This window comes from Tunturiibacter gelidiferens (assembly GCF_014201335.1).
Classification (GTDB): Bacteria; Acidobacteriota; Terriglobia; order Terriglobales; family Acidobacteriaceae; genus Edaphobacter; species Edaphobacter lichenicola_E.
The window spans coordinates 417,716-441,238 of the sequence record NZ_JACHEB010000003.1 but is presented as its reverse complement, the minus strand read 5'-3'; the positions used below and the strand labels follow the sequence as shown (position 1 = coordinate 441,238).

Annotated in this window: 27 protein-coding genes; 20 read left to right on the top strand and 7 right to left on the bottom strand. The window is 58.1% G+C overall.

Translation table 11 applies throughout. The features are described 5' to 3' along the window. Positions 1-55: 55 nt before the first annotated feature. The gene (locus HDF14_RS08035; RefSeq protein ID WP_183975277.1) at positions 56-910 is read right to left on the bottom strand and encodes a flagellin; all 855 of its coding nucleotides are present in this window, start codon (positions 908-910) and stop codon (positions 56-58) included. Between the two features lie 264 nt (positions 911-1,174). On the opposite strand from HDF14_RS08035, the gene HDF14_RS08030 reads away from it, so the two are divergent. The 4 genes from HDF14_RS08030 (at position 1,175) to ogt (ending at position 3,799) form a co-directional block, all read left to right on the top strand. Next, entirely contained in the window at positions 1,175-1,453 is a 279-nt protein-coding gene (locus HDF14_RS08030) for a flagellar FlbD family protein (protein ID WP_183975275.1), read from the top strand. Between the two features lie 28 nt (positions 1,454-1,481). After that, positions 1,482-2,276 carry a flagellar motor protein gene (locus tag HDF14_RS08025; RefSeq protein ID WP_183975272.1) on the top strand — a complete coding sequence of 265 codons (795 nt, stop codon included), beginning with the start codon at positions 1,482-1,484 and terminating at the stop codon, positions 2,274-2,276. Further along, positions 2,273-3,031 (top strand): flagellar motor protein MotB, encoded by a 759-nt coding sequence (locus tag HDF14_RS08020; RefSeq protein ID WP_183975270.1) that lies wholly within the window; start codon positions 2,273-2,275, stop codon positions 3,029-3,031. Before HDF14_RS08025 ends, HDF14_RS08020 begins: the two co-directional genes overlap by 4 nt. A gap of 219 nt (positions 3,032-3,250) precedes the next feature. Next, a complete protein-coding gene (gene ogt / locus HDF14_RS08015) occupies positions 3,251-3,799 on the top strand; it encodes a methylated-DNA--[protein]-cysteine S-methyltransferase (protein ID WP_183975268.1) in 549 nt (182 codons plus the stop codon). A 212-nt stretch (positions 3,800-4,011) separates the two neighbouring features. On the opposite strand, the gene HDF14_RS26490 is transcribed toward ogt, so the two are convergent. After that, positions 4,012-4,146 carry a hypothetical protein gene (locus tag HDF14_RS26490; RefSeq protein WP_260698114.1) on the bottom strand — a complete coding sequence of 45 codons (135 nt, stop codon included), beginning with the start codon at positions 4,144-4,146 and terminating at the stop codon, positions 4,012-4,014. A 217-nt stretch (positions 4,147-4,363) separates the two neighbouring features. On the opposite strand from HDF14_RS26490, the gene HDF14_RS08010 reads away from it, so the two are divergent. From HDF14_RS08010 to HDF14_RS07945, 14 genes are all read left to right on the top strand, one after another. Further along, positions 4,364-5,788, top strand: coding sequence for a hypothetical protein (locus tag HDF14_RS08010; RefSeq protein ID WP_260698113.1), 1,425 nt, complete (start codon positions 4,364-4,366; stop codon positions 5,786-5,788). Between the two features lie 16 nt (positions 5,789-5,804). After that, the gene (locus tag HDF14_RS08005) at positions 5,805-6,350 is read left to right on the top strand and encodes an AAA family ATPase (RefSeq protein ID WP_183975264.1); all 546 of its coding nucleotides are present in this window, start codon (positions 5,805-5,807) and stop codon (positions 6,348-6,350) included. 9 nt (positions 6,351-6,359) lie between these two features. After that, positions 6,360-6,986 carry a non-canonical purine NTP pyrophosphatase gene (locus tag HDF14_RS08000; protein WP_183975262.1) on the top strand — a complete coding sequence of 209 codons (627 nt, stop codon included), beginning with the start codon at positions 6,360-6,362 and terminating at the stop codon, positions 6,984-6,986. Positions 6,987-6,995: 9 nt separating this feature from the next. Continuing rightward, positions 6,996-7,382 carry a VOC family protein gene (locus HDF14_RS07995; RefSeq protein WP_183975260.1) on the top strand — a complete coding sequence of 129 codons (387 nt, stop codon included), beginning with the start codon at positions 6,996-6,998 and terminating at the stop codon, positions 7,380-7,382. A 162-nt stretch (positions 7,383-7,544) separates the two neighbouring features. Next, entirely contained in the window at positions 7,545-8,348 is an 804-nt protein-coding gene (locus HDF14_RS07990) for a succinate dehydrogenase (RefSeq protein WP_183975258.1), read from the top strand. Between the two features lie 288 nt (positions 8,349-8,636). Further along, on the top strand, positions 8,637-10,412 hold the full coding sequence (sdhA, locus tag HDF14_RS07985; protein WP_183975256.1) for a succinate dehydrogenase flavoprotein subunit: 1,776 nt from the start codon (positions 8,637-8,639) through the stop codon (positions 10,410-10,412). 6 nt (positions 10,413-10,418) lie between these two features. Next, the gene (locus HDF14_RS07980) at positions 10,419-10,748 is read left to right on the top strand and encodes a hypothetical protein (RefSeq protein ID WP_183975254.1); all 330 of its coding nucleotides are present in this window, start codon (positions 10,419-10,421) and stop codon (positions 10,746-10,748) included. A gap of 59 nt (positions 10,749-10,807) precedes the next feature. Continuing rightward, entirely contained in the window at positions 10,808-11,008 is a 201-nt protein-coding gene (locus tag HDF14_RS07975; RefSeq protein WP_183975252.1) for a hypothetical protein, read from the top strand. Between the two features lie 98 nt (positions 11,009-11,106). After that, positions 11,107-11,856 (top strand): succinate dehydrogenase iron-sulfur subunit, encoded by a 750-nt coding sequence (sdhB, locus tag HDF14_RS07970; RefSeq protein WP_183975250.1) that lies wholly within the window; start codon positions 11,107-11,109, stop codon positions 11,854-11,856. Positions 11,857-12,083: 227 nt separating this feature from the next. After that, entirely contained in the window at positions 12,084-13,592 is a 1,509-nt protein-coding gene (locus HDF14_RS07965) for a hypothetical protein (protein ID WP_183975248.1), read from the top strand. Between the two features lie 104 nt (positions 13,593-13,696). Beyond that, entirely contained in the window at positions 13,697-14,095 is a 399-nt protein-coding gene (locus HDF14_RS07960) for a GlcG/HbpS family heme-binding protein (protein ID WP_183975246.1), read from the top strand. 109 nt (positions 14,096-14,204) lie between these two features. Continuing rightward, positions 14,205-15,401, top strand: a complete 1,197-nt coding sequence (fdhA, locus tag HDF14_RS07955) for a formaldehyde dehydrogenase, glutathione-independent (protein ID WP_183975244.1) — start codon at positions 14,205-14,207, stop codon at positions 15,399-15,401. 286 nt (positions 15,402-15,687) lie between these two features. Continuing rightward, positions 15,688-16,014: a hypothetical protein gene (locus HDF14_RS07950; RefSeq protein ID WP_183975242.1), complete on the top strand. Its 327-nt coding sequence runs from the start codon at positions 15,688-15,690 to the stop codon at positions 16,012-16,014. A gap of 21 nt (positions 16,015-16,035) precedes the next feature. After that, entirely contained in the window at positions 16,036-17,268 is a 1,233-nt protein-coding gene (locus HDF14_RS07945; protein ID WP_183975240.1) for a dipeptidase, read from the top strand. 12 nt (positions 17,269-17,280) lie between these two features. On the opposite strand, the gene HDF14_RS07940 is transcribed toward HDF14_RS07945, so the two are convergent. Then, a complete protein-coding gene (locus HDF14_RS07940) occupies positions 17,281-17,580 on the bottom strand; it encodes a putative quinol monooxygenase (RefSeq protein ID WP_183975238.1) in 300 nt (99 codons plus the stop codon). Positions 17,581-17,826: 246 nt separating this feature from the next. Between HDF14_RS07940 and HDF14_RS07935 the strand changes: the two genes are divergently transcribed. Next, positions 17,827-18,576 (top strand): peptidylprolyl isomerase, encoded by a 750-nt coding sequence (locus tag HDF14_RS07935; RefSeq protein ID WP_183975236.1) that lies wholly within the window; start codon positions 17,827-17,829, stop codon positions 18,574-18,576. A gap of 80 nt (positions 18,577-18,656) precedes the next feature. Next, the gene (locus HDF14_RS07930) at positions 18,657-19,178 is read left to right on the top strand and encodes a peptidylprolyl isomerase (protein WP_183975233.1); all 522 of its coding nucleotides are present in this window, start codon (positions 18,657-18,659) and stop codon (positions 19,176-19,178) included. 76 nt (positions 19,179-19,254) lie between these two features. Here HDF14_RS07930 and mdh read toward each other — a convergent pair whose 3' ends face one another. The 4 genes from mdh to HDF14_RS07910 form a co-directional block, all read right to left on the bottom strand. Further along, positions 19,255-20,184, bottom strand: a complete 930-nt coding sequence (gene mdh, locus HDF14_RS07925; protein ID WP_183975576.1) for a malate dehydrogenase — start codon at positions 20,182-20,184, stop codon at positions 19,255-19,257. Positions 20,185-20,345: 161 nt separating this feature from the next. Further along, positions 20,346-21,746: an NADP-dependent isocitrate dehydrogenase gene (locus tag HDF14_RS07920; RefSeq protein ID WP_183975230.1), complete on the bottom strand. Its 1,401-nt coding sequence runs from the start codon at positions 21,744-21,746 to the stop codon at positions 20,346-20,348. Between the two features lie 86 nt (positions 21,747-21,832). Then, entirely contained in the window at positions 21,833-22,675 is an 843-nt protein-coding gene (locus HDF14_RS07915; RefSeq protein WP_260698111.1) for an SIMPL domain-containing protein, read from the bottom strand. Between the two features lie 12 nt (positions 22,676-22,687). Continuing rightward, positions 22,688-23,464, bottom strand: a complete 777-nt coding sequence (locus HDF14_RS07910; RefSeq protein WP_183975228.1) for a hypothetical protein — start codon at positions 23,462-23,464, stop codon at positions 22,688-22,690. Positions 23,465-23,523 lie beyond the last annotated feature (59 nt).

Genomic DNA, 23,523 nt, shown 5'->3' with positions numbered 1-23,523 from the left:
AAAACGAAAGAACGGCGGCCACGTCTTCTCGCGTGACCGCCGCACCTTCCGCAGCTTATTGCAGCAGCTTGAGAATCTCCTGCTGTGAGCTGTTCGCCTGAGCAAGAGCACTGATACCGGTCTGGCTCAGCACCTGGAACTTCGCCAGATCGCTGGTCGCCTGACCGAAGTTGGTCGAGAGAATCGCGCTCTGAGCAGAGGACAGGTTCACCTCTTCCGAGCTGGCAACGTTCGCAGCCGCATTCAACTGATTGATGTTCGCGCCGATCGATCCGCGAGCAGCCGAAATGCCGGCGATCGCAGTGGTGATATCGGTCAACGTAGTCTGGGCGGATGCCTGTCCAGCTGCTGCGGTAGCACCAGTCAGAGTGTCGGTTGCAGAGAAGGTCACCCCACCAATGCTTGTGGCGGTAAGCGCCGTCGCAGCCGCACTGATCGTTGTGACTCCAGCGGACGTTCCATCAGAGAGGACGAAAGTGGTCGGAGCTGCCCCGTTGAAAACAGCGCTGCTGTTGAAGTTCGTCGTGGAACCGATATTGCCGATCTCGGTCAGGATGCTCTGGAACTCGGTGTCGGCAGCTCCCGACTGAGCGAGCGTCAAACCACCGTTCGAAGCCTCAGTCGCCAGCGTAACGGCGCGATCGAGAAGGTTGGTCACCTGAGACAACGCACCATCGGCAGTCTGCAGCAAGCCCACGCCGTTCTGCGCGTTCTGCGCAGACTGGTTCAGGGCAGCTTCGTTCGCAGTAAGACCGTCCGCGATCGAAAGACCGGCTGCGTCATCCGCGCCGCTGTTGATGCGAGAACCCGAGGAGAGCTGCTGGAGAACATTCTGGAGACTGTTCTGCGTCTGGTTGAGGTTGTTCTCAGCATAGGTTGCTGCAACGTTTGTAAGAATGCCCAAGGACATGTGGAAACGCTCCTGTACTGCTCGGTTTGAGTTACCGCGACGCCAGTCCCGGGTGTCCGACCGGCGAACTCACCACTCTGTCCAAGCAGTTGTGAGATCCGGTTCACCATGCGGTAGGCTCCGCGTTCTCCCACCTCATCGGCGTCCCCCGCGGTGACTTTACGCAAATCTCATTTCGCTCCATCGTGATGGTCACCTGCCTCCTTCTTCCTATTGGCCGCAACTTCCGTGCCGATGAAAGATCCGGGAGGAGTTCTCATACACATGATCCAACTGACCCGCCTCAACGGTAGTCCTCTCGCCGTAAACTGCGACCTCATCAAATATGCAGAAGCCGCACCCGACACCGTCCTTACATTAGTCACCGGTGAAAAGCTCATCGTCCTCGAGCCTTGCAGCGAAGTCTCGCAACTCACTCTCGAGTTTCGAGCCGCAATTTTACGCAAGGCCTGGCCCGAAGCCGCACAGGCTCTCATTGCAAAGTCCGTACACGACGCCGACCTGATTGCTCGTAATCACGACCGCAAAGCTTCGCAGGAATAGCCACCCTAACCTTCGGAAGAGGAGACCCATGGACTTCGCCAGCATCGGCGGCATCGCTCTCGCCCTCATCGGCATTCTCGCCGGCATGATGGTTGAAGGCGGCAGCATCGCCCAGATCACCCAGCCCACCGCGGCCATGATCGTCATTGGCGGCACCGTCGGCGCCGTCATGCTCCAATTCCCAATGAACATCTTCCTCGCCGCCATCAAGGCCGCGCTGAAGGTCTTCCTCCACAAAGGCTCAAACGGCGAAGCCACACTCGCCCAGATCGTCACCTTCGCCAACAAAGCCCGCCGAAGCGGCATCGTCTCGCTCGATGCAGATCTACCTTCCGTCTCTGATCCTTTCCTTCGCCAGGCTCTCATGCTCGCCGTCGACGGCACCGAACCCGCGGAGGTCCGCAAGATCATGCAGCTCGAGCTCGACAACAAATCCGAGATCGAAGAAAAAATCCCCGCTGTCTTCGAAGCCGCCGGCGGCTACTCTCCTACGGTCGGAATCATCGGCGCCGTCCTCGGACTCATCCAGGTCATGAAGAATCTCTCCAACATCGATGAGGTCGGTCGCGGCATCGCTGTCGCCTTCGTCGCCACCATCTACGGGGTCGCCATGGCAAATCTGATCTGCCTCCCCGCCGCAGGCAAGCTCAAATTCCGTCACCGCGAAGAACAGATGATCAAGGAGATGATGCTCGAAGGAGTCATCTCCATCCTCGAAGGCATGAACCCACGCATGATCGAAACCAAGCTCCGCACCTACCTCTTCGAGTCGCACCCGCCTAAAGATGGAAAGTCCGGTAAGAACGCCGAGGCGAGAGCATGAGCAAGAAAAAACATCCCGAGCACGTCAACCACGAGCGCTGGCTGGTCTCCTACGCAGACTTCATCACGCTGCTCTTCGCCTTCTTCGTCGTCCTGTTTGCATCCAGCCAATCGGACAAGAAGAAGCAGCTCAAGCTCTCTGAAGCCATGCAGACCGCATTCACTCCACTCGGCACCTTCGACGCCCACTCGAAGACTCCGCCGCTCACCGACATCAACGCCTCAGCCATTACCAATTCGATCTCATCACCGATCGTGCGCCCTCTGCCATCCGCCACCACTGAGAGTCTCGAGGAGACCGAAGCCCGCCTGCGCAAGCTCATCGCGGAGCAGGTCGCCGCTGGCGGCATCCCTCCCGGCGGCATCGCCATGCGTATCACTCCCGATGGTCTCGTCATCTCTCTTCACGAGGCCGGGTTCTTCCCCTCCGGCTCAGCCGAGGTCCGGCCGGCATCGATCCCCATGATCTCGATCCTCGCCAACACCTTGCCCTCGGGCCCACTGCGCGTCGAGGGCCACACGGACAACGTACCCATCCACACCGCACAATTCGCCAGTAACTGGGAGCTCTCCACCGCACGATCGACTGCCATCGCACGCCTCCTCCGTGAACACGGCCCGATCGACCCAGCCAATCTCGCAGCAGCAGGATACGCCGAGTTTCATCCCGTCGCCAGCAACGCCACCGAAGACGGGCGCACCCAAAACCGCCGCGTCGACATCATCTTGCTACGGCACCCTGCAGCTTCTCAATAACCGCTTGCGTTCGATTTCCGCCGACGCAAGCGATAAATGATAGGCAGTGATGGCGTCCGAAAACCGCGAGTTTATCGGATGCTCACCGTGAGAAACTTAGTTCATGGAATCGCCCGATAACAACACGGGGTGAGTGCCCTTCGTGTATCGGATCACTTCGCCTGACAACCAAGTCGGCGCGCCAGGACATCAACACAAATTCTTCAAATCGAGGAGAACATGTCTGAACCTCTTAAACTCCTGACAGATCGATTCGAGACACCAATCGGCGAGATGATCATCGTAGCCGATCATGACGGAAACCTACGCGCCGTTGAATGGACAGATCATGAAGAACGCCTGCACAGGTCCCTCCGGCTTCACTACGGTCGCAACGGATTCAAGCTTGAGCCAGCCGACAATCCGTCTGGCTTATCCGACGTGATGAAGCGTTACTTTGCAGGAGATCTCGCCGCGCTAAACGAACTCCCGGTGCGAACAGCTGGCACACCATTCCAGCGCGACGTATGGCACGCACTCCGCGAGATCCCGCACGGCACAACCGTCTCTTACGGAAAGCTGGCCAAACAAATCGGCAGACCCAACGCCGTAAGAGCAGTCGGTCTCGCCAACGGCTCCAACCCGATCGGAGTCGTCGTGCCTTGTCACCGCGTCATCGGATCCAACGGCTCCCTCACCGGCTACGGTGGAGGCATCGAGCGCAAACGCTGGCTTCTGGAGCATGAAAACAAACACCAGCCCGCGGACCTTCCACTGAAACTCACTTGAGAATACAATCGCAACAGCAAAATAATTCTCGGGGCAGACGTATCTTCTGCCCTTGCTTCCTCGTCAGACCTCACAAAGATGCAAAAAACTCTGCACCTCGTCGCGACGCTGCTCTGCCTCCTGACCCTACTCGTCAGCACAGCGACCTGCGTAACGGTTGCACGACCAAAGAAATCCTCATGCGATCAATGCCCGAAGCAATCACCCCTCGATCAACCCGCCTGTTGTAGCGCACAACAAGAACAACCATCGGCAATCGTCTCCGCACCGGTCGAGCCGCAACTCCAGGCAGTCACCGTCGTCGCATCTTCCAACGAAATCTCTTCTCCGCTGACAGCGTCGGTCATACGCTGGACCGCTCCGCCGCCACTCCGTTCATATACTCCCCTTCGTATCTGATTCCCTCTTGATCTCAAGCCGCGTCACAGCGCCCCTCCACGCTGTGCTCTCAAAACGCACGCATCAAGACAAGGAATTCTCATGCGCTCCATCCTGCAAGCGACCCTGCTTCCAATGTTTTTTTTAACACCATCTCTAACACTGTCGCAGACAGATCCAAGCTCCATGCCCAACATGCCAGGCATGCAAATGGGTTCCCCTCAAGCATCCACGCCTGAGACCACCACCATGCAGATGAATATGAACATGATGAGCCCGCCATCGAATCTCATCGACACCATCCTCAACCACACCACCTCCGGCACCAGCGCCGAACCCACCACCACACCCGTCCCCATGCTCATGCGCAGCTATCACGGTTGGATGCTCATGCTCCACGGCACCGCCTCCATCTCCGACACGCAACAGCACTCCACATCCGATCCCCTCAGCCCCTCCCCTGACACCTGCACACAGTTCAACCTCTCCTGCACCGGCCAAGTCGTGCGCGGCGGCGACAAGCTCTTCTCCACCAACTGGCTCATGCCCATGGCCATGCGCGCGCTTGGCGACCACGGCCAATTCGGCCAGCTCACCCTCCGCACCATGCTCTCCCTCGAGCCCGCAACCATCTCCAGCCGCCAATACCCCGAGCTCTTCCAGCAAGGCGAAACCGCCTTCGGCAAACCCATCATCGACGGCCAGCACCCTCACGACTTCTTCATGGAGCTCGCCGCCCTCTACGACCTCCGCCTCGGCAAACAAACCCTCCTCAGCTTCTACGCTGCCCCTATCGGCGATCCCGCCATCGGCCCCACCGCCTACCCGCACCGCCTCTCAGCATCTGAAGATCCCATCGCCGCCCTCGGCCACCACCAACAGGACTCCACCCACATTGCCTTCAACGTATTCACCGGCGGCCTCACCTGGCGCTGGCTCCGCTTCGAAGAGTCTGGCTTCCACGGCGCCGAGCCCACCGAGCAGCGCTGGGGCTTCCAGCCCTCCCCCAACGGCCACGCCGTCGATAGCTACTCCTCCCGCATCACCTTCGCGCCAACAAAAAACATCAGCTCCCAATACTCCATCGCCCACATCGTCAGTCCCGAAGCCCTCTACCCCAACGAAGACCAGCAACGCCAAACCGCCTCTATCATGTACAACCGCCCCTTCGGCACGCATCACAACACCACCAGCATGCCCGGCATGGACATGGGCACCTCAGCAACCAACAACTGGTCCACCACCCTCCTCTGGGGCCGCACAAAATCCCTAAGCGACAACAGCAAAGAAAACAGCTACCTCCTCGAATCCCTCCTCAACTTCCGCACCCGCAACTACGTCTGGACACGCATCGAAAACGCCGGCCGCTCCAACGAACTCCTCATCCCACCCGGCTCCCCACTCCCACCCAACTTCACCGAATCCCCCATCGGCCACGTAGCCGCCTACTCCTTCGGCTACGACCGCGACTACCGCGTCGCCCCACACCTCCTCGCCGCTCCCGGCGCCCAATTCACCACCTACACCACACCCGCACCCCTCATCCCCATCTACGGAGCCCACCCCTTCGGAGCAGTAGCCTTCGTCCGCTTCAGAATCACCGGCAACTAATAGGACTCTCCACCACATGCCCACGAACAAAAATCTAATCGCCATCAGCGGAGCACCCGGTGCAGGCAAAACAACTTTGCTCGACATCCTGCAATCCCGCGGCTACGCCTGTGTTCCCGAGGTCGCCCGCCGCATCATCCAGGAGCAGATGCAATCCGGCGGCAACGCTCTCCCCTGGCAAGACACAACCGCCTACATCCACCTCATGCTCGAAAGCTCCATCGCCTCGTATCTCCAACACCAACACGCCCAGCACCCAACCTTCTTCGATCGCGGTCTCCCCGACACACTCGGCTACGCGCAGATCATCAAACTTCCAGATCAACGCGCCATCGAAGAGGCCTGCGACCTTCATCGCTACGCAAAAGTCTTTCTCGCTCCACCATGGCGCGCCATCTACACCACAGACACCGAACGCAAACAGACCTTCGAAGAAGCTCTCTTCAGCTTCGAACAAGCGATGAAGGCTTACACCCATTGCGGCTACGATCCAATCCTCTTACCACTAACCACCCCAAACGACAGAGCCGACTTCGTCCAGTCCCATCTCGATTTGCGCTAAGGTAGCCAGATGAATCTCTTCGTCGCCACCACCAATCCAGGCAAGCTCCGAGACTTCGCCGCCACAGCCTCTCCCGAGATCACACTCACTCCCCTAGCCAACCTCAACCAAATCCAAGCCCCCGCCGAAGACGAGCCCACCTTCGAAGGCAACGCCCGCCTCAAAGCCATCTACTACTCCCACCACGCCCCCAACGAAATCGTCATCGCCGACGACTCCGGCCTCGAAGTCGACGCCCTCCACGGCGCCCCCGGCGTCCGCTCCGCCCGCTACGCCGACGACCACCACTTCACCGATCCAGCGAACGCACCGACAGACGAGCGCAACAACCTCTTCCTCATCTCCAACCTCACCGACATCCCACTCACCCAACGCAGCGCCCGCTACCACTGCGTCCTCGCCGCCGCCCGCAACGGCCAAATCCTAGCCATCGGTCACGGAGCCGTCGAAGGCGAAGTCCTCACCGCCCCCCGCGGCACCTACGGCTTCGGCTACGACCCCCTCTTCTACCTCCACGCTCAAAACAAGACCATGGCCGAACTCGACATCGCCACCAAGCTCACCTTCAGCCATCGCGGCCGAGCCTTCGCCGCTCTCATCTCCGAGCTGAACTCCGGGCTCCATTCCTCGCGATAAACTCGAGCCATGCTCCCAACACTCTCCATCGACCACCTCGTCTTCCGCGTCCGCGACATCCCCGCTTCCAAAACCTTCTACCGCGCCCTCTTCGGCGAACCCGTCTTCGAAAACGAAGACATCTTCCTCTACAAAATCGGAACCGCCACCCGCCTCTTCTTCACCAAAGCAACCAGTCCAGCATCCACGCCCTACGACAAGGAACATGTCGGCCTCAACCACATCGCCCTCGGAGTCGAATCCCTCCCACATCTCGAACAGATCCTCGGCCACCTTCAAACCGCAGGCATTCCCAACAGCGGCATCGGAATCGACCCCCACGGCAAACAGAACTACATCTGGCTCAATGACCCCAACGGCTTCCGCATCGAGTTCTACTGCACCCCAGCCGAATAAACGGTAATCGATCACCTGAATAAAAATCGCACAAACATCACGATAACCGCACAAAACCAAGCACTTTCCTTGACGCTGCCAATCCCGCAGCGGAATAATCGCGATGCTGCACTTTTTCCATCTCTTAACCGAGTGCATCCATCATGATTTCAAGGAGTCCCCATGGCCACCGCCGTCCCGCCAGCACCTCCTGCTGCTAAGCCCCTCAGAGGTGTGCAGCCACTCCGCGCCGGCCAAGGCAACTCCTTCCTCTGGCACAAGCTCCACTCCCTCTCCGGCATCGTCCCCATCGGCGCCTTCCTCGTCGAGCACATCATCTCCAACTTCGAGACCCTCAACGGACCCCTCGCCTACGCCCAGCAGGTGAAGTTCCTCAACTCCCTCCCGCTGGTCCGCGTCCTCGAGTGGGCCTTCATCTTCATCCCCCTCGCCTTCCACGCACTCTACGGACTCTTCATCGCCTTCCGCGGCCGCGTCAGCGTCAACGTCTACCCCTGGGCCAGCAACTGGATGTACGTCTCCCAGCGCATCACCGGCGTCATCGCCTTCCTCTACATCGTCCAGCACGTCTGGCGACAGCGCTTCAGCGGCATCTCCCTCCCCGAGAACCCCGGCGCAGCCTTCCATAAAGTACAGGTTGAACTCTCGAACCCGTGGATGCTCGCCATCTACGTCATCGCGATGATCGCCACCACCTGGCACTTCGCCTACGGCATCTGGCTCTTCGCCGCCAAGTGGGGCATCACCCCGGGCGAAAAAGCCCGCAAGAAATTCGGCTACGTCTGCACCGCCTTCGGCCTCGCCCTCTGCCTCATGGGCCTGGCCAGCATCTACGCGGTCGTCTGGAAGTACCCAAACGCCCCCGAAAACGTAATGCCCGCCCAACCCGCCGGTATCGACCTACCCGCACCATCAGTCCCACCGCCAAACTCAACAAACCCAGACCAACCGGGTGAGGTTCGATGATTCACGGTTCCCAGTTGGCTCGCCCAGCTTTAGCGTTCGCAGGAATAGGGCTGTTCATTTTGTTTGGTTACTTCGCAGAAAAGACCATTCGGGATTGGAGAGAAACTTCCGGTCTTCGTCCGTTGCTTTCAGGTCGACGATCATCAATAGCGGATCAGCAGATCATAAATGAGCTACCTCCTTTGCTGAAACGCCGCGTGCGACTTCTTCGAGCAGTTGGAATGACGGCGATGATCGCTGGCTTTCTTTCGGCTTCACTGTAAAAGCTGAGAAACGAGAGAGGACTCAATGGCAGCAGCAACACCCAGAATCATCGTAGTAGGCGGCGGCCTAGCCGGACTAGCCGCAGTCATCAAGATCGCCGAAGCCGGCGGCAAGGTCGACCTCTTCTCCATCGTCCCCGTCAAGCGCTCCCACTCCGTCTGCGCCCAGGGAGGCATTAACGCCGCCAAGGACCTCAAAGGCGAAGGCGACTCTGTCCTCAAGCACTTCGACGACACCATCTACGGCGGCGACTTCCTCGCCAACCAGACCCCCGTCAAAAACATGACCGCCCAGGGCCCCGCCATCATCGACCTCCTCGACCGCATGGGCGTCCCCTTCAACCGAACCCCCGAAGGCCTACTCGACTTCCGCCGCTTCGGTGGCACCCTCTACCAGCGCACCGCCTTCGCCGGAGCAACCACCGGCCAGCAGCTCCTCTACGCACTCGACGAGCAGGTACGCCGCTACGAAGCCGAAGGCAAAGTCACCAAGTACGAAGGCTGGGAGTTCCTCTCCGCCGTCCTCGACTCCAAGGGCGCCTGCCGCGGCATCACCGCCATGGATCTCCGCACCATGGACACCCGCACCTTCCCCGCCGACGCCATCATCGTCTGCACCGGAGGCAATGGAGCCATCTTCGGAAAGTCCACCAATTCAGTAGTTTGCACCGGATCAGCTCAATCAGCACTTTACCAACAGGGAGCCTTCTACGCCAACGGCGAGTTCATCCAGGTCCACCCCACCGCCATCCCCGGCGAAGACAAGCTCCGCCTCATGTCCGAGTCCGCCCGAGGCGAAGGCGGCCGCGTCTGGGTCCCCAAAGACAAGAACGACAAGCGCGTAGCCAAATCCATCCCCGAGTCCGACCGCTGGTACTTCCTCGAAGAGTGGTACCCCAAGTACGGCAACCTGGTCCCCCGCGACGTTGCCACCCGCGCCATCTTCAAAGTCGTCTACGAGCACGGCATGGGCATCGACGGCCAGCCCATGGTCTACCTCGACCTCACCCACCTCCCCGCCGAACGCCTCAACAAGCTCGAAGGCATCCTCGAGATCTACGAAAAGTTCGTCGGCGACGACCCCCGCAAAGTCCCCATGAAGATCTTCCCCGGCATGCACTACACCATGGGCGGCCTCTGGGTCGACTTCAACCAGCAGACCAACATCCCTGGCGTTTTTGCGGCCGGAGAAGCAGATTATTCGATTCATGGCGCCAATCGTCTCGGTGCCAACAGCCTCCTCTCCTGCATCTACGGAGGCTTCGTCGCGGGCCCGCAAGCCATCGCCTACGCCAAAACCCTACCCGCGCAGGAAGGCGACGGTGGCCACGCCGCCGAGCTCCAGCGCCAAAAGGAGTTCAACAGCCTCCTCCTCAACAACCCCGGCACCGAAAACCCCTTCAAGCTCTGGCGCGAACTCGGCGACACCATGACTAAGCACGCCACCATCATCCGCTACAACGCCGGTCTCGACGAAGCCGACTCCAAGCTCGTCGAGCTCCTCGACCGCTACCGCAACATCAACCTATCCGACAAGAGCCAGTGGGCCAACACCAGCTTCGCCTTCACCCGCCAGCTCTGGAACATGATTCAACTAGGCCGCGTCATCGTCCAGGGCGCACGCCTCCGCGACGAGTCCCGCGGAGCCCACTACAAACCAGACTTCCCCGAACGCAACGACGAAAAGTTCCTCAAAACCACCAAAGCCAGCTACAAAAACGACGCCCCCGCCTTCGAACTGGAAGACGTAGACATCAGCCACATCACCCCCCGCCCCCGCCGCTACGACGCCACCGCCTAGAGAACTATGAAGAAGCCGATCAAAGTCGCATTATTCGCCACTGGGTTGGTCGTGTTACTCATCGTGTTAATACCGCAGCTTTATGTCAGTTACGAGGACTATTCGATTCGACACCAAGGAGAGGCACTAGCTAAGAAGATCGAAATATTCGAGCGAAGAGAAGGACACGTGCCAACGACGTTGCAAGAAATCGGGGAAAAAGATCCTCATCACGCAGGCCCGTTGAGTTACTACGCTATCGATGCAGATCATTACTCGATTAGCTACATGGATTGGGCAAGTGCAACATACGTATTCAACTCAAGCAGCCACAAGTGGGAATTCAGACGTTCCTAGAGTAAACAAGATGTTTATGACGAGTTACCCAAAAACCCGCGAACCCCATCTAACCGGCCATGGAACGCATAGATCTCGTCTACATCGCCCTGTCCGTCATATTCGCCCTGGTCATGGCGTATATGTATCTCTACACCACGCACCTTCACCCCAACGAGCGGACCATGGCCCTCAAGGGCCGTCCTCCAATCAGCAAAGAAGAGGGCATAGCAGTCGCAACACTGGAAAAAGAACGCCTGCACAAAACCGGCAGCTTCTAGCTCCAACCTTAGCGACTGCGATCCTCAGCAACAAACGCCTCCAGCCCACCCCCACGCCGAAGGCACAGGATATCTGCAGGCCCTAAGGAGCAGTCGCAATGGCACAGAGCACCATCAAAGTCGAGATCAAGCGCCAGCCCACCCCAGACGCCCCCTCCGTCACTGAGAAGTTCGAGATACCCTACCGACCGGGCATGAACATCACCTCGCTCCTCGGCGAAATCGCGCTCAATCCCGTCGACGTCTCCGGCCGCGCCACCACGCCCGTCACCTACGACTCCAACTGCCTCGAAGAGATCTGCGGCTCCTGCGCCATGCTCATCAACGGCAAAGCCCGCATGGCCTGCTCCGCCCTGGTAGACAAACTCGATCAGCCCATCACCCTCGCCCCTCTCAGCAAATTCCCCGTAGTCCGCGACCTCGCTGTAGACCGTTCCGTCCTCTTCGAAAATCTCAAGAAGGTCAAAGCCTGGGTCCCCATCGACGGCTCCTATGACCTCGGCGCCGGCCCCCGTCAGGCCCCACAAATTCAAGAGCAGCGTTACCCCCTCTCCAACTGCATCTCCTGCACCATTTGCATGGAGGTCTGCCCCCAGTTCAACGATGTCACCAACTTCGTAGGCGCCGCCACCATCGCCCAGGCCAAGCTCTTCAACATGGATCCCTCCGGCTCCGTCCTCAAAGAAGAGCGTCTCCGCGCCTTAGCCGGAGACGGCGGCATCCAGGAGTGCGGCTTCGCACAAAACTGCGTCCAGGCCTGCCCCAAACAGCTCCCCCTCACCGAAGCCATCTCCGACATGGGCCGCGACGTCTTCATCCAGCAAGTAAAAGACCTCTTCGCACGCTGACACGCATTCGCTTTCATAAGAAAAAGCCTCCTGCATCTCAGGAGGCTTTTCCTTTTTCCCCGCGTGACACATAACAAACCATTTCTTCATCTCTGCATCAAAACAAAACACTTGGAAAGAACGCTTCCGTTCAAACTAACTCACATTTGTTGTGCCTTGGTGAAAAAGCATTTACATCGAAGACTCTCGCTCTGCCCTGCGTTGGCCGCGTTGCTCGCGATAGCAGCATGGCCGCCGGACCATGCCATCGCGCATGCCCAGGCCTCCCCGCAGTCACTCATCGATGCGCCGCAGCCAACGTTCGACATCTCATCTCCCACACCCAGCCTTCTCTATCACTTCCTTCCTCAGATGAGCCCGTTTCTCTACCCACCATTGTCACCCCGCCATTCACCACCACACCAAACATCCCGCCGAACGAACACTTCCATTGGAAAGGCGCTCTCCTCCAGGCCTTCTCCTTCGAAATGCTCTCCAACGCAACCCGCATCATGACGGCCGATCAGTCCGACCGTCATCTGCTGCTCAACAAGCCCTTCTGGTCCGACTACTGGGCCTCTCTCGGACAGTTCAACATGCGCCGCTGGAACGACGGAGACAGTTTTCCGGTCAACTACATTGGCCATCCCATGGAAGGTGCCATCGCTGGCTACATTGAAATCCAGAACGACCCACGCGGACGCAACCTCCGCCTCTCCCGCGACAAGGACTACTGGCACAGCCGCGAACGCGCTTTTTTCTTCTCCCTCGCCTACTCCACACAGTGGGAGATTGGTCCTTTCGGAGAGACCGCCATCTTCAACCAGGGAGGGTTCACCTATCCCATCCGCTGCAACAAACACGTCCCCGCCTCTGTTCCAGGCAGCTGCCTCAGCACCAACGCCACCTACACCAACAACACCGGCTGGGTTGACTTCATCATCACCCCCATCGTAGGCACACTCTGGGTACTCGGTGAAGACGCCATCGACCGCTACATCAGCGACCCACTCGTCGACCGTCATCCCAACAACTTCGGCCTCAAGCTCGCCCGTGCCTCACTTAATCCGCCGCGCTCTCTAGCCAACATTCTTCGCGGTCACTACCCCTGGTGGCAAGACTACGAACACCCCGGCCAGTACCAGTCCACCATGATCACCCACTTCGATCGCTGGATGGACGAAGAGCCCCGCGGCTCCATCGAGATCTTCCCTCACTACACCACTCTCTCCCTGCTGACCAATCGCACCGGCTGCCTCGGCTGCCGCACCGCCACCTCCGGCATCGGCATAGAAGCCGATTTCCTCGTCCGCCGTTATTTCGACATCGTAGTCGACGTCGACACCCAGCCCCATGCCAGTCCGCTCTCGTCTCCCAACGTCGGTGGCTCCCTGTTCAGCGGCACCCTCGGCCTGCGCTCTGGATACTCGGGCCAGCACTTCGCACTCAAGGCAACCCTGGCTCCCGGCTTCGCCAGCTATTCCCATGCCACAGGCTACGGCGACACTGTCTCTCCAAATCCTCCCACCAGTCGAAACTACAACTTCGCCGCAGCAGCAACTCTCGCAGGAGATCTTCGCTTCAGCCAGCACTACGCGCTGCGTGCCACGCTCACTCAGACCGTCATCCGCTATCGCTCCCCCGTCCGAGACCCGCCCGGCATCGGCACCCCTCCGAATCTCTCTTTCCTCTCGCACGACAACTACGTCAACACCACCAACTGGGGCTTCGAAGTCGGCCCTGTCTTTCGCTTTTAATCTGCGTGCACCGTCACTTTAATCTTCCACAGCCTTTCCAGCATGCTTAGCCATCTAAGATGGATTCATGGCTTGTCATTAAGGGCAAGCCAGGGAGAATACTTATGAGCATCGCCCTAGCAGACGCCCGCCGCATCATCGCCGCAGCGGAAAAGAAAGCCGAAGAAATCGGCCAACCCATGAACATCGCCATAGCCGACGCCGGCGGCAACCTCATCGCCCACGTTCGTATGGACAACGCGTGGCTCGGCTCCATCGACATCTCCATCAAAAAGGCCTGGACCTCCCGCGCCTTCGACATCGCCACCAAAGACCTCGCCGATCACAGCCAGTCTGGTAATCAGTTCTTCGGCATCCACGCCTCGAACGACGGCAAGGTCATGATCTTCGCCGGCGGCATCCCACTCAAGAAAGAAGGCAAAGTCGTCGGTGCCATCGGCGTCAGCGGCGGTTCCGGCAATCAAGATCACGCGGTCGCAGAGGCGGGCGCAGCAGCTCTCTAGATTTTCGTCAGAAAAAAATAAATCATTACCATTTAAGGGAGCGCTCAGGCGCTCCCTTTCCCCTGCATCAAACCTCCTGCAGGCGTATCCAATCAGCAGAGGTAAAGTGATGGCAGAAAATAGCGGCGTCGTATTCCTCGGACAGAACAAAGTTGAAGTTCAGTCCATTGATTTCCCCAAGTTGCAGAATCCCGCCGGCAAAAAGATCGACCACGGCGTCATCCTCAAAGTCGTCTCCACGAACATCTGCGGCTCCGACCAGCACATGGTCCGCGGACGCACCACCGCCCCCACCGGCATGGTCCTCGGACACGAGATCACCGGCGAGATCATCGAAGCCGGCTCCGACGTCGAATACCTCTCCGTCGGTGATCTCGTCACCGTCCCCTTCAACGTTGCCTGCGGACGCTGCCAAACCTGTCGCGAGCAGCAAACAGGTGTCTGTCTCAACGTCAATCCCGGACGCGCCGGCGGAGCCTACGGCTACGTCGACATGGGCGGCTGGGTCGGCGGCCAGGCCGACTACGTCATGGTCCCCTACGCCGACTTCAACCTCATCAAATTCCCCGACAAAGCCCAGGCCATGGCGAAGATCAAAGACCTCACCATGCTCTCCGACATCCTTCCCACCGGCTTCCACGGAGCTGTCACCGCCGGCGTAGGCGTTGGCTCCATCGTCTACATCGCCGGAGCAGGCCCCGTAGGCCTCGCAGCAGCGGCCTCCGCTCAGATCCTTGGCGCCGCTGTCGTTATGATCGGCGACATGAACGCCGAGCGCCTCAAACACGCCGCCAGCGTAGGCTTCACACCCATCGATCTCACCAAGAGCGACAACCTCGGCGAACTCATCGCCGCAATCGTCGGCAAGCCCGAAGTTGACGCCGCCGTCGACGCAGTAGGCTTCGAAGCCAAGGCACAAGGCAAGGACGGCGCTGAAGCGCCTGCGACCGTGCTCAACTCCCTCATGTCCGTGGTGCGCGCCGCAGGCGGCATCGGCATCCCCGGCCTCTACGTCACCGAAGATCCCGGCTCACACGACGAAGCCTCAAAGCTCGGAAATCTCAAATTGCGCTTCGGCCTCGGCTGGGCAAAATCTCATCGCTTCTACACCGGTCAGACGCCAGTGCTGAAGTACAACCGCCAACTCATGCAGGCCATTCTGCACGATCGCCTACCCATCGCAAAGATCGTCAACGCGACCGTCATCCCGCTCACGGAAGCTCCGCAGGGCTATCAAGCCTTCGACTCTGGGGTCGCGAAGAAGTTTGTTCTCGATCCACACGGCCTTCTCGACAAAGCTTCATAACGAAGTTCTTCGGTATCCCACCGCTTAAAATAACAAGGACGCACCACCGGCCCGCGGTGCGTCCTTGCCTCGTTACCACTCAGCCCAAATAACTACTTCGAGAAAATCGAATTCCCCGGAGTCGTCTCTTCGTTCGAGTGGATCCGGTTTTGAGCACGTTTCGCACTCTCCATCCCAATATGATCCAACTTCTTTTCTTCTGTCTTTCCAACCTCTGTGGCCGTAGCGCCCTCTTCAATCGCTTCGTGGGAAGGACGTGCTCCGGATTTAGTAGAATCGAGACCCTGTGCCATACATCACCTCTGCAATGACAGATGGCATCGCCCGACCGCAGGTTGCTCTCACGACAGCCCCCATAGAGCATCAAAAAAGGCAAAAAAACTTCAAAAAAAATGGCACATTTTTTGGTCGCTCAAAAATGTGGTGCAACAACACCACGTTAGCCACGCAATTCACCACACTCACACCACAAAAACGCCATACCAAATCACTCTTTTTTTCAAAATCCCCACGAAAAATCATGTTCCACCACACGCAAAAAAATAAGAAAACTGCGGCACAAAATCATAAGCAGACCGAAACCACCCACTTGCTACAATCGGCTCATCCATGACCGAAAGAGTGGCGACCCAACATGCACAAACGCGGCATCTTCGTCTCTGCCCTGCTCATCCTCACTCTTCACTCCGCCGCACAAACAAAATCCCCAACAAAATCAATGACTGATCCACAAGCCGTCCATCAATCCGCCATCGTCATCGACACCCACGCCGACACCCCGCAACGATTCGTCGATGAACACTGGGATTTCACCGATCCCCTCAACGGCGGCATGCTCAACTACTCCAGCGCCAAACAAGGAAATCTCGACGCACAGTTCTTCTCCATCTGGGTCGACCCCAACCAGTACCCCGCCAACGCCAGCGCCCACCGCACTCTTTCGCTCATCGACGGCACCCTCGAACAAGTCCGCAAACACCCCGACAAACTAGCCCTCTGCGTCTCCGCCGACGACATCATCGCCACCCACGCTCAAGGAAAATTCGCTGTCCTCATGGGCATCGAAGGTGGCCACTCCATCGAGAACGATCTCGGTCTCCTCCGCGACTACTACCGTCTCGGCGTCCGCTACATGACCCTCACGTGGTCCAATACCAACAACTGGGCCGACTCCTCCGGCGACATCGACGACGAAAAAGTCCATCATCACAACGGCCTCACACCCTTCGGCAAACAAGTCGTCGCCGAGATGAATCGCCTCGGCATGATGGTCGACGTCTCCCACGTCTCCGACAAAACCTTCTGGGATGTCATCGCCACCACGCGCACGCCCGTCATCGCGTCCCACTCCTCAGCTCGCGCTCTCACCCACGCCGCGCGCAACATGACCGACGAGATGCTCCTCGCCATGAAGAAGAACAACGGCGTCGTCATGGTCAACTTCTTTCCGGCCTTCATCGACGAGAACTGGCGCAGAGCCTGGAACGCACAGGAATCCGAGCGCAAACAAGCGCAAAAAGCCCTCGAAGCCGAATACAGAGCCAAAGGCTTACCAGTCCCCTACACGGCCTCTGACAAGATCGATCGCGAGTTCGCCGCGAAGATCGGCCGCGCCCCCTTCAACTCACTCATCGATCACTTCGATCGCGTCATCAAGGTCGCTGGCATCGACCATGTAGGTATCGGCACCGACTTCGACGGCATCCCCGTTCCACCCGCCGGCATCGACTCCGCAGCCGACCTTCCCAAAATCACCGCAGCCCTCATGGCTCGCGGCTACACCGCCGACGACATGCACAAACTACTCGGAGGCAACCTGCTCCGCGTCTTCCGCGAAGTGCAAGCTGCCTCCGATCACAACCCATAATCGCAACGAACGTTAGACCTTCTCCGCAATCAAATTGATCTTGTGAATCTTCGGAGCCTCGGAAAACAACGTCTCAGCATTCGCCATCAACGCCTTTGCAATCTCGCCGTTCAGGTGCGCATCGCGTCCAGCCTCATCATTGAACGTGTCAAACACCCCAAAGATCCCGCCTTTGTCTTCTTTGAATCCATACCAATGCACCGTCCCGGCCTCAGCCTTCGCCATCTCTGCACCTTGCTTCAGGAAAGCCTCCACATCCGCCTCTTTCCCTGGTTTAGCCTTCAGTTCTGCATACAACGCAAACTTCGCCATTTCGTAATTTCCTCCAGCCAGTGTGATGCTCAGAGAATGTTTTAGATACAAGCTTTCCTCTCTTCCAAATGAAATGACAGAAATAAGACCGCTCCGAGAAGATGGAGAGACAAAAGTCCCCATCCACTCGGAATTCTCTTCATCTACCTCACCCAAAACACATCTTGACCAAAAGCGCCGCGCAAGGCAGCAACATTGCTCCCGCCGCCCGTCTGCGATAGCCTGTTTGTTGGAGCTACAAACCGCATGATGCTTCGTACTCTCGCACTCTCCCTGGCCCTCGCCGTCTCCGTCCAGGCACAGTCAACACCAGCGCAATCGACTCCGCCGCCCCCAGAAGATGCTCTCCCAGATGCTCCCAGTACCACCAGCAGCATCAAACCTCCAGTCGTCCCTACCGGCCCCACCGCCGTCATCGACACCACAATGGGCCGCCTCACCTGCAAGCTCTACGACAAGCAGGCACCCAACACTGTCGCAAACTTCATCGGCCTCGCCGAAGGGAGTAAGGACTGGACCGACCCTAAGACCCTTCAGAAGATGCACCATCAGCCCTTCTACAACGGCACAACCTTCCATCGAGTCATCCCCAACTTTATGATCCAGGGCGGTGACCGCGTCGGCGACGGTACCGGCGACCCCGGCTACTTCTTCCAGGATGAGATCGACCCCTCGCTCACCTTCGACCAGCCCGGCATCCTTGCCATGGCCAACGCCGGCCCCGGCCCATCAGGCGGTGGCACCAACGGCTCGCAGTTCTTCATCACTGAAACCGAGGTCCCGCAGCTCAACGGCAAACACACCATCTTCGGCCAGTGCGACGCCCACACCGCACTCCTCGTCGCATCCATCTCGCGCGTCGAACGCAACTCGAGCGACAAGCCACTCACTCCAGTCGTCATCAATCGCGTCACCATCGTGCGCGACGGCGAACCCATGCCTCCACCGCCAGCGACGCCCCCAGCACCGGCCGCCGTTGCTGCGCCACCCAAATAATCTTCCGGCCTCCGCGATCTCAACGGGAACGCCTCTCATCTAACAAAGCAATCAACCCGCTACCGCAAGGAGAATTTCGAATGCCTAACAAACCTGGCACCTACGCCACATTCAAGACCAGTGAAGGAACCGTCGTCTGCGAACTCTTCGAGAAGGACGCACCCGAAACCGTAGCCAACTTCATCGGGCTCGCCGAGGGCACCAAAGAGTGGAACAGCCGCAGCAAAAAAGGCGCCAAGCTCTACGACGGCACCATCTTCCACCGCGTCATCCCCCAGTTCATGATCCAGGGCGGTGACCCCGAAGGCACCGGCATGGGCGGCCCCGGCTACAAGTTTGCCGACGAGACCAAGGGCTCCAAGCATGGCTTCCAGGAGAAGGGCAAACTCGCCATGGCCAACGCCGGCCCCAACACCAATGGCAGCCAGTTCTTTATCACCGTGGCAGACACCAGCTGGCTCACTGGTAAGCACACCATCTTCGGTGAAGTAGTCGAAGGCTACGACATCGTCGAGAAAATCAGCAAGGTCAGCAAAGACGGTATGGACCGCCCCAAAACCCCAGTCGTCCTCGAGTCCGTCACCATCGAACGCGTGGCCTAATTCGCGTCTCGCAACACAAGAAAAGGCCCACTCAAATCGAGTGGGCTTTCTTGTTGCATCAGCAAATACCTAATCGCTAAGCCACCCCAATGACCGTGCATAGCTCCTTCACCGAATCCGCACTCTTCTGCAGCGCAGCCTGCTCCGCCGGAGTCAGTTTGATCTCGATGATCTGCTCCAGCCCCTTCGCGCCGAGCTTGCAAGGTACGCCGACATACAAGCCCGAAATCCCATACTCCCCCTGCAAATAAGCTGCGCAAGGCAGAATCTTCTTCTTGTCCTTCAGAATCGCCTCGACCATCTCCACCGCCGCAGCCGACGGAGCATAGTAAGCCGAACCCGTCTTCAGATGCTTCACAATCTCCGCGCCACCATTGGCCGTACGCGTCTCCAACTCCTTCAACCGATCCGGCGCAATCAACTCCGTAATCGGAATCCCCGCCACAGTCGAGTAGCGCGACAACGGAACCATCGTGTCACCATGCCCACCCAGCACAAACGCCGTAACGTTCTCCACCGACACCTTCAACTCCTCAGCAATAAACGTGCGGAACCGCGCCGAGTCCAACACACCGGCCATTCCGATCACACGCTCGCGAGGAAACCCGGCATGCTTGAACGCTGTCTGCGCCATCGCATCCAGCGGATTCGACACCACGATGATGATCGTATTCGGCGATGCCTTCACCACTTCGCCAACCACCTTCGACATAATCCCGTGATTCGTCGTCAACAAATCATCGCGACTCATTCCAGGCTTGCGCGCAATCCCCGCCGTAATCACCACCACATCGGAGTTCGCCGTATCCGCGTAATCATTGGTCCCAATGATGCTGCAATCGCGCTTCTCGATCGGCATCGCCTGCAGCAGATCGAGCGCCTTGCCCTGCGGCACACCCTCGACAACGTCCAGCAACACAACATCAGCCAATTCCTTCGCCGCAATCCAATGCGCCGCCGTCGCGCCCACATTGCCCGAACCAACAATCGTTACTTTCTTCCGCATCATCTCTCCTCTTATGTCTCGCTAAAGCTCTCATCTCTATTCTAGAGTCCCCACAGAACCCATGCGCTCAATATCGCCCAGAACGAGCGAATACCGCACCAAACTTCATCCCAGCAAAATGGGGACAGTCCTCGAGCAACCGAACCGTCCCCACCCCTCAATTACATATTCTCAATCATGCGCGTCGCAAACTCGCTCGTCTTCGCCTTCGTCGCGCCTTGCATACCACGCTCGAAGTCGTAGGTCACGAACTTCTGCCCAATCGTCTTCTCCATCGAAGACTCAATCAACCGCGCAGCCTCAGTCCAACCAAGAAAATCAAACAGCATCACGCCTGAAAGAATGACCGACCCAGGATTGATCACATCCTTGTCCGCATACTTAGGAGCCGTACCATGTGTCGCCTCAAACACGGCATACCCATCGCCAATGTTCCCGCCCGGTGCGATACCCAACCCACCAACCTGAGCCGCCGCCGCGTCCGAAATGTAATCACCATTCAGATTCGTCGTCGCCAAGACGCTGTAGTCCTCAGGGCGCAGAATGATCTGCTGAAAGATCGAATCAGCGATCCGGTCATTCACCAGAATCTTGCTCTTCCACTTCCCGCCGCCGTGTGAAGCGCCGATCGAAGCAATCACCTGCTTCACCTCGGCAATAACTTCCTCACCAAACTCCTTCGCAGCAAACTCAATTCCCGGTTCAATCAGCGCCGCATTCTCCTCCGCGGTCAGCTTAGGATTCGTCTCCAGGTTCCCAAGAATCCAGCTCTCCCGTTCCGTCACCGTCTGGTCGCGAAACTCCTGCGAAGCAACTTCATATCCCCACTCGCGAAACGCGCCTTCGGTAAACTTCTGAATATTCCCTTTGTGCACCAGCGTCACAGTCTTGCGCTTGTTATCCAGCGCATACTGAATCGCCGCTCGCACCAACCGCTTCGATCCTGTAATCGAGATCGGCTTCACGCCCACACCCGAGTCCAGCCGAATCTTCTTCTTAGTCCCCTTCAGCATGTCATCGTTCACAAACGCGATGAACTTGTCAGCCTCAGGCGTACCCTGCCGAAACTCAATCCCAGCATAAATATCCTCCGTATTCTCGCGGAAGATCACCACATTCAGCTTCTCCGGATGCTTCACAGGACTCGGCACGCCTGCGTAGTACTTCACCGGCCTCACACACTGATACAGATCCATCAACTGCCGCAACGCAACGTTCAGAGAACGAATCCCACCACCCACCGGCGTGGTCAGCGGTCCTTTAATCGACACGCGAAAGTCCACGGTTGCTTTCACCGTGTCGTCCGGCAACCAGTTCTGCGTCTTGCGATAAGCCTTCTCCCCCGCCAAAACCTCATACCAAACCACTGAACGCTTCCCACCATAGGCCTTCGCCACCGCTGCATCGAACACCCGCTGCGATGCCTTCCAGATATCTCGACCCGTCCCATCCCCTTCGATAAACGGAATAATCGGATGATCGGGGATCGTAAACTTTCCGTTGTTGTACTCGATCGCCTGCCCATTTGTCGGCACTGGAATTCCGTTGTAGCTCGTTTGCATCGTCATCATCTCCGAGAAGAAATCGAAGACCGAGGCTAACATTCACGCAAGACGAGTGGCAAACGGTATGCGGCACAACAGTTCGTTTATCGAACAAGATAATAATCGACCGTCGAAACCACACGCACTTTCTTCATGATGCTCGCGTCCGCATCTCCGCCCCCACCACCCTCATCAGGCGCCGCCCCACTCCCCGCAGGGGAGATCGAAAACACTCCCTGGTTCGCCGAACGAATCGACCCAACCTGGCTCCCCGAGTCCGCCGCAAACCGGTCTGCCGAAGCTCGCGCATTCCGAGTCGCCTCGGTAATCATGTCCGGCTTCAGCGCATTCAACCCTGTAAATTCATATCGAATCCCACCCTGCTGCCCATTCGTGCCACCCACAACGATCCCCGCCTGCACCAGGTCCGCCGTCTTCTGCCCTGCCTTCGAAATCTTGTCCACATCCTTCGACTGCACCGTCACCGTCTGCTCCACGATGTATCGCGGCCCCGTGTTGTTCCCGCCATACTCATTCGCCAGTTTGTCGGTCACTTTAATCTGCCCCACGGTGATCTCTCCGGGCGCAATCCCCTGCCCCGCAAAAAACTTCAGCACCGCCGTCTTATCCGCTTCACTTTTGGCAAACACCTGCGGAAGGTCATTTCCTGCCTCCTTGAAACTCACCGGCCAGGTCGCCATGTCGGACTTCACGGTTCTCTCCACGAGCCCCTTCACCGTCACATACCGGTCAGCCAGCCTGATCTCCTTAATCTCCGACCCCAGAATCCACCCACCCGCCACCAATCCCAGAAGCAAACAGACTCCAACAACCGCGGCAGGAGCAAACAACGAAGATCGTTCCGTCTCCAACAGAAAACCCTCCGTCCGAACAACAGCAGCAGAATGCAACAGCACAATCACTGTGTCAACGAAAAGCCCAGTCATCCATTGATCAAATCAACCCTGACGATCCAACCCAGGGAGGAAAATAGTATTAGTGGTACTGCCGCAGTTCCCTCCCTGGACCACAATGATGCCCGTAGAAATATGGGCTTCCGTAACGTCGGTCAACGGGCCCTCAAGGAGAAGCGTAGAGCCATCATCCATCAGGAATCTTGCATTCACCATGTTCCCGATGACACTGCTCGCAGGCGCGGATTGCGTCGCGCCCGAACTGAAACAAGGAGATCCCTGTACCTTGATACTGCCTGTGAGCAAAGCGTTGCTGAAATAATTCGAAGCCGCTCCGTTCCCGGGATTCGTCACGATACCGCCCTGCTGCAATGTCACTTGAAGTGTCACTGGCACTGCCTTCGGAACGCCAGTCGGACCAGTCAGCAAGCTCCCGGTTCCAACATAGATTCCACTCACCAATGGAAACGATGTCGCTGTGAATATTCCTGAAAGATTTGCAACACATGCAGGCGTACCTGGGCCACTCAAAGACACCGTGTAACTGCCGGACCAGGGCTCTCCATTTTTCTGAGGAACCGTACCCTTGATCAATATCGCTTCAGCAGAATTGTTTGCCGGAGTCGCCGTAAAGGTCCCATCCTTAGCAAGAATCCCTGATGCCACGCCCCTAAAAGCGAACGACCCCTGACTGTTGTCGCAGAAACTATTACCGAAACCTCCCGCGATCACTTGGTCGCCCGTTACATCGAAGGTCATCGCAAGTCTTACCGGACTCGGTTGAGGAGGAGCAGGAGGAAGCGAGAACTCATTCGTCGGCATCGGCCCTACAAGAAGCCAATTTCCCGCCAATGGGCTTACAACCGCCGGTGTACTTCCCC

Excerpts from the sequence above, each read along its gene's own strand:
- HDF14_RS08035 (WP_183975277.1), bottom strand. The coding sequence starts at position 910 with ATGTCCTTGGGCATTCTTACAAACGTTGCAGCAACCTATGCTGAGAAC.
- HDF14_RS08030 (WP_183975275.1), top strand. The coding sequence starts at position 1,175 with ATGATCCAACTGACCCGCCTCAACGGTAGTCCTCTCGCCGTAAACTGC.
- HDF14_RS08025 (WP_183975272.1), top strand. The coding sequence starts at position 1,482 with ATGGACTTCGCCAGCATCGGCGGCATCGCTCTCGCCCTCATCGGCATT.
- HDF14_RS08020 (WP_183975270.1), top strand. The coding sequence starts at position 2,273 with ATGAGCAAGAAAAAACATCCCGAGCACGTCAACCACGAGCGCTGGCTG.
- ogt (WP_183975268.1), top strand. The coding sequence starts at position 3,251 with ATGTCTGAACCTCTTAAACTCCTGACAGATCGATTCGAGACACCAATC.
- HDF14_RS26490 (WP_260698114.1), bottom strand. The coding sequence starts at position 4,146 with ATGACCGACGCTGTCAGCGGAGAAGAGATTTCGTTGGAAGATGCGACG.
- HDF14_RS08010 (WP_260698113.1), top strand. The coding sequence starts at position 4,364 with ATGCCCAACATGCCAGGCATGCAAATGGGTTCCCCTCAAGCATCCACG.
- HDF14_RS08005 (WP_183975264.1), top strand. The coding sequence starts at position 5,805 with ATGCCCACGAACAAAAATCTAATCGCCATCAGCGGAGCACCCGGTGCA.
- HDF14_RS08000 (WP_183975262.1), top strand. The coding sequence starts at position 6,360 with ATGAATCTCTTCGTCGCCACCACCAATCCAGGCAAGCTCCGAGACTTC.
- HDF14_RS07995 (WP_183975260.1), top strand. The coding sequence starts at position 6,996 with ATGCTCCCAACACTCTCCATCGACCACCTCGTCTTCCGCGTCCGCGAC.
- HDF14_RS07990 (WP_183975258.1), top strand. The coding sequence starts at position 7,545 with ATGGCCACCGCCGTCCCGCCAGCACCTCCTGCTGCTAAGCCCCTCAGA.
- sdhA (WP_183975256.1), top strand. The coding sequence starts at position 8,637 with ATGGCAGCAGCAACACCCAGAATCATCGTAGTAGGCGGCGGCCTAGCC.
- HDF14_RS07980 (WP_183975254.1), top strand. The coding sequence starts at position 10,419 with ATGAAGAAGCCGATCAAAGTCGCATTATTCGCCACTGGGTTGGTCGTG.
- HDF14_RS07975 (WP_183975252.1), top strand. The coding sequence starts at position 10,808 with ATGGAACGCATAGATCTCGTCTACATCGCCCTGTCCGTCATATTCGCC.
- sdhB (WP_183975250.1), top strand. The coding sequence starts at position 11,107 with ATGGCACAGAGCACCATCAAAGTCGAGATCAAGCGCCAGCCCACCCCA.
- HDF14_RS07965 (WP_183975248.1), top strand. The coding sequence starts at position 12,084 with ATGGCCGCCGGACCATGCCATCGCGCATGCCCAGGCCTCCCCGCAGTC.
- HDF14_RS07960 (WP_183975246.1), top strand. The coding sequence starts at position 13,697 with ATGAGCATCGCCCTAGCAGACGCCCGCCGCATCATCGCCGCAGCGGAA.
- fdhA (WP_183975244.1), top strand. The coding sequence starts at position 14,205 with ATGGCAGAAAATAGCGGCGTCGTATTCCTCGGACAGAACAAAGTTGAA.
- HDF14_RS07945 (WP_183975240.1), top strand. The coding sequence starts at position 16,036 with ATGCACAAACGCGGCATCTTCGTCTCTGCCCTGCTCATCCTCACTCTT.
- HDF14_RS07940 (WP_183975238.1), bottom strand. The coding sequence starts at position 17,580 with ATGGCGAAGTTTGCGTTGTATGCAGAACTGAAGGCTAAACCAGGGAAA.
- HDF14_RS07935 (WP_183975236.1), top strand. The coding sequence starts at position 17,827 with ATGATGCTTCGTACTCTCGCACTCTCCCTGGCCCTCGCCGTCTCCGTC.
- HDF14_RS07930 (WP_183975233.1), top strand. The coding sequence starts at position 18,657 with ATGCCTAACAAACCTGGCACCTACGCCACATTCAAGACCAGTGAAGGA.
- mdh (WP_183975576.1), bottom strand. The coding sequence starts at position 20,184 with ATGCGGAAGAAAGTAACGATTGTTGGTTCGGGCAATGTGGGCGCGACG.
- HDF14_RS07920 (WP_183975230.1), bottom strand. The coding sequence starts at position 21,746 with ATGCAAACGAGCTACAACGGAATTCCAGTGCCGACAAATGGGCAGGCG.
- HDF14_RS07915 (WP_260698111.1), bottom strand. The coding sequence starts at position 22,675 with ATGACTGGGCTTTTCGTTGACACAGTGATTGTGCTGTTGCATTCTGCT.
- HDF14_RS07910 (WP_183975228.1), bottom strand. The coding sequence starts at position 23,464 with ATGCCGACGAATGAGTTCTCGCTTCCTCCTGCTCCTCCTCAACCGAGT.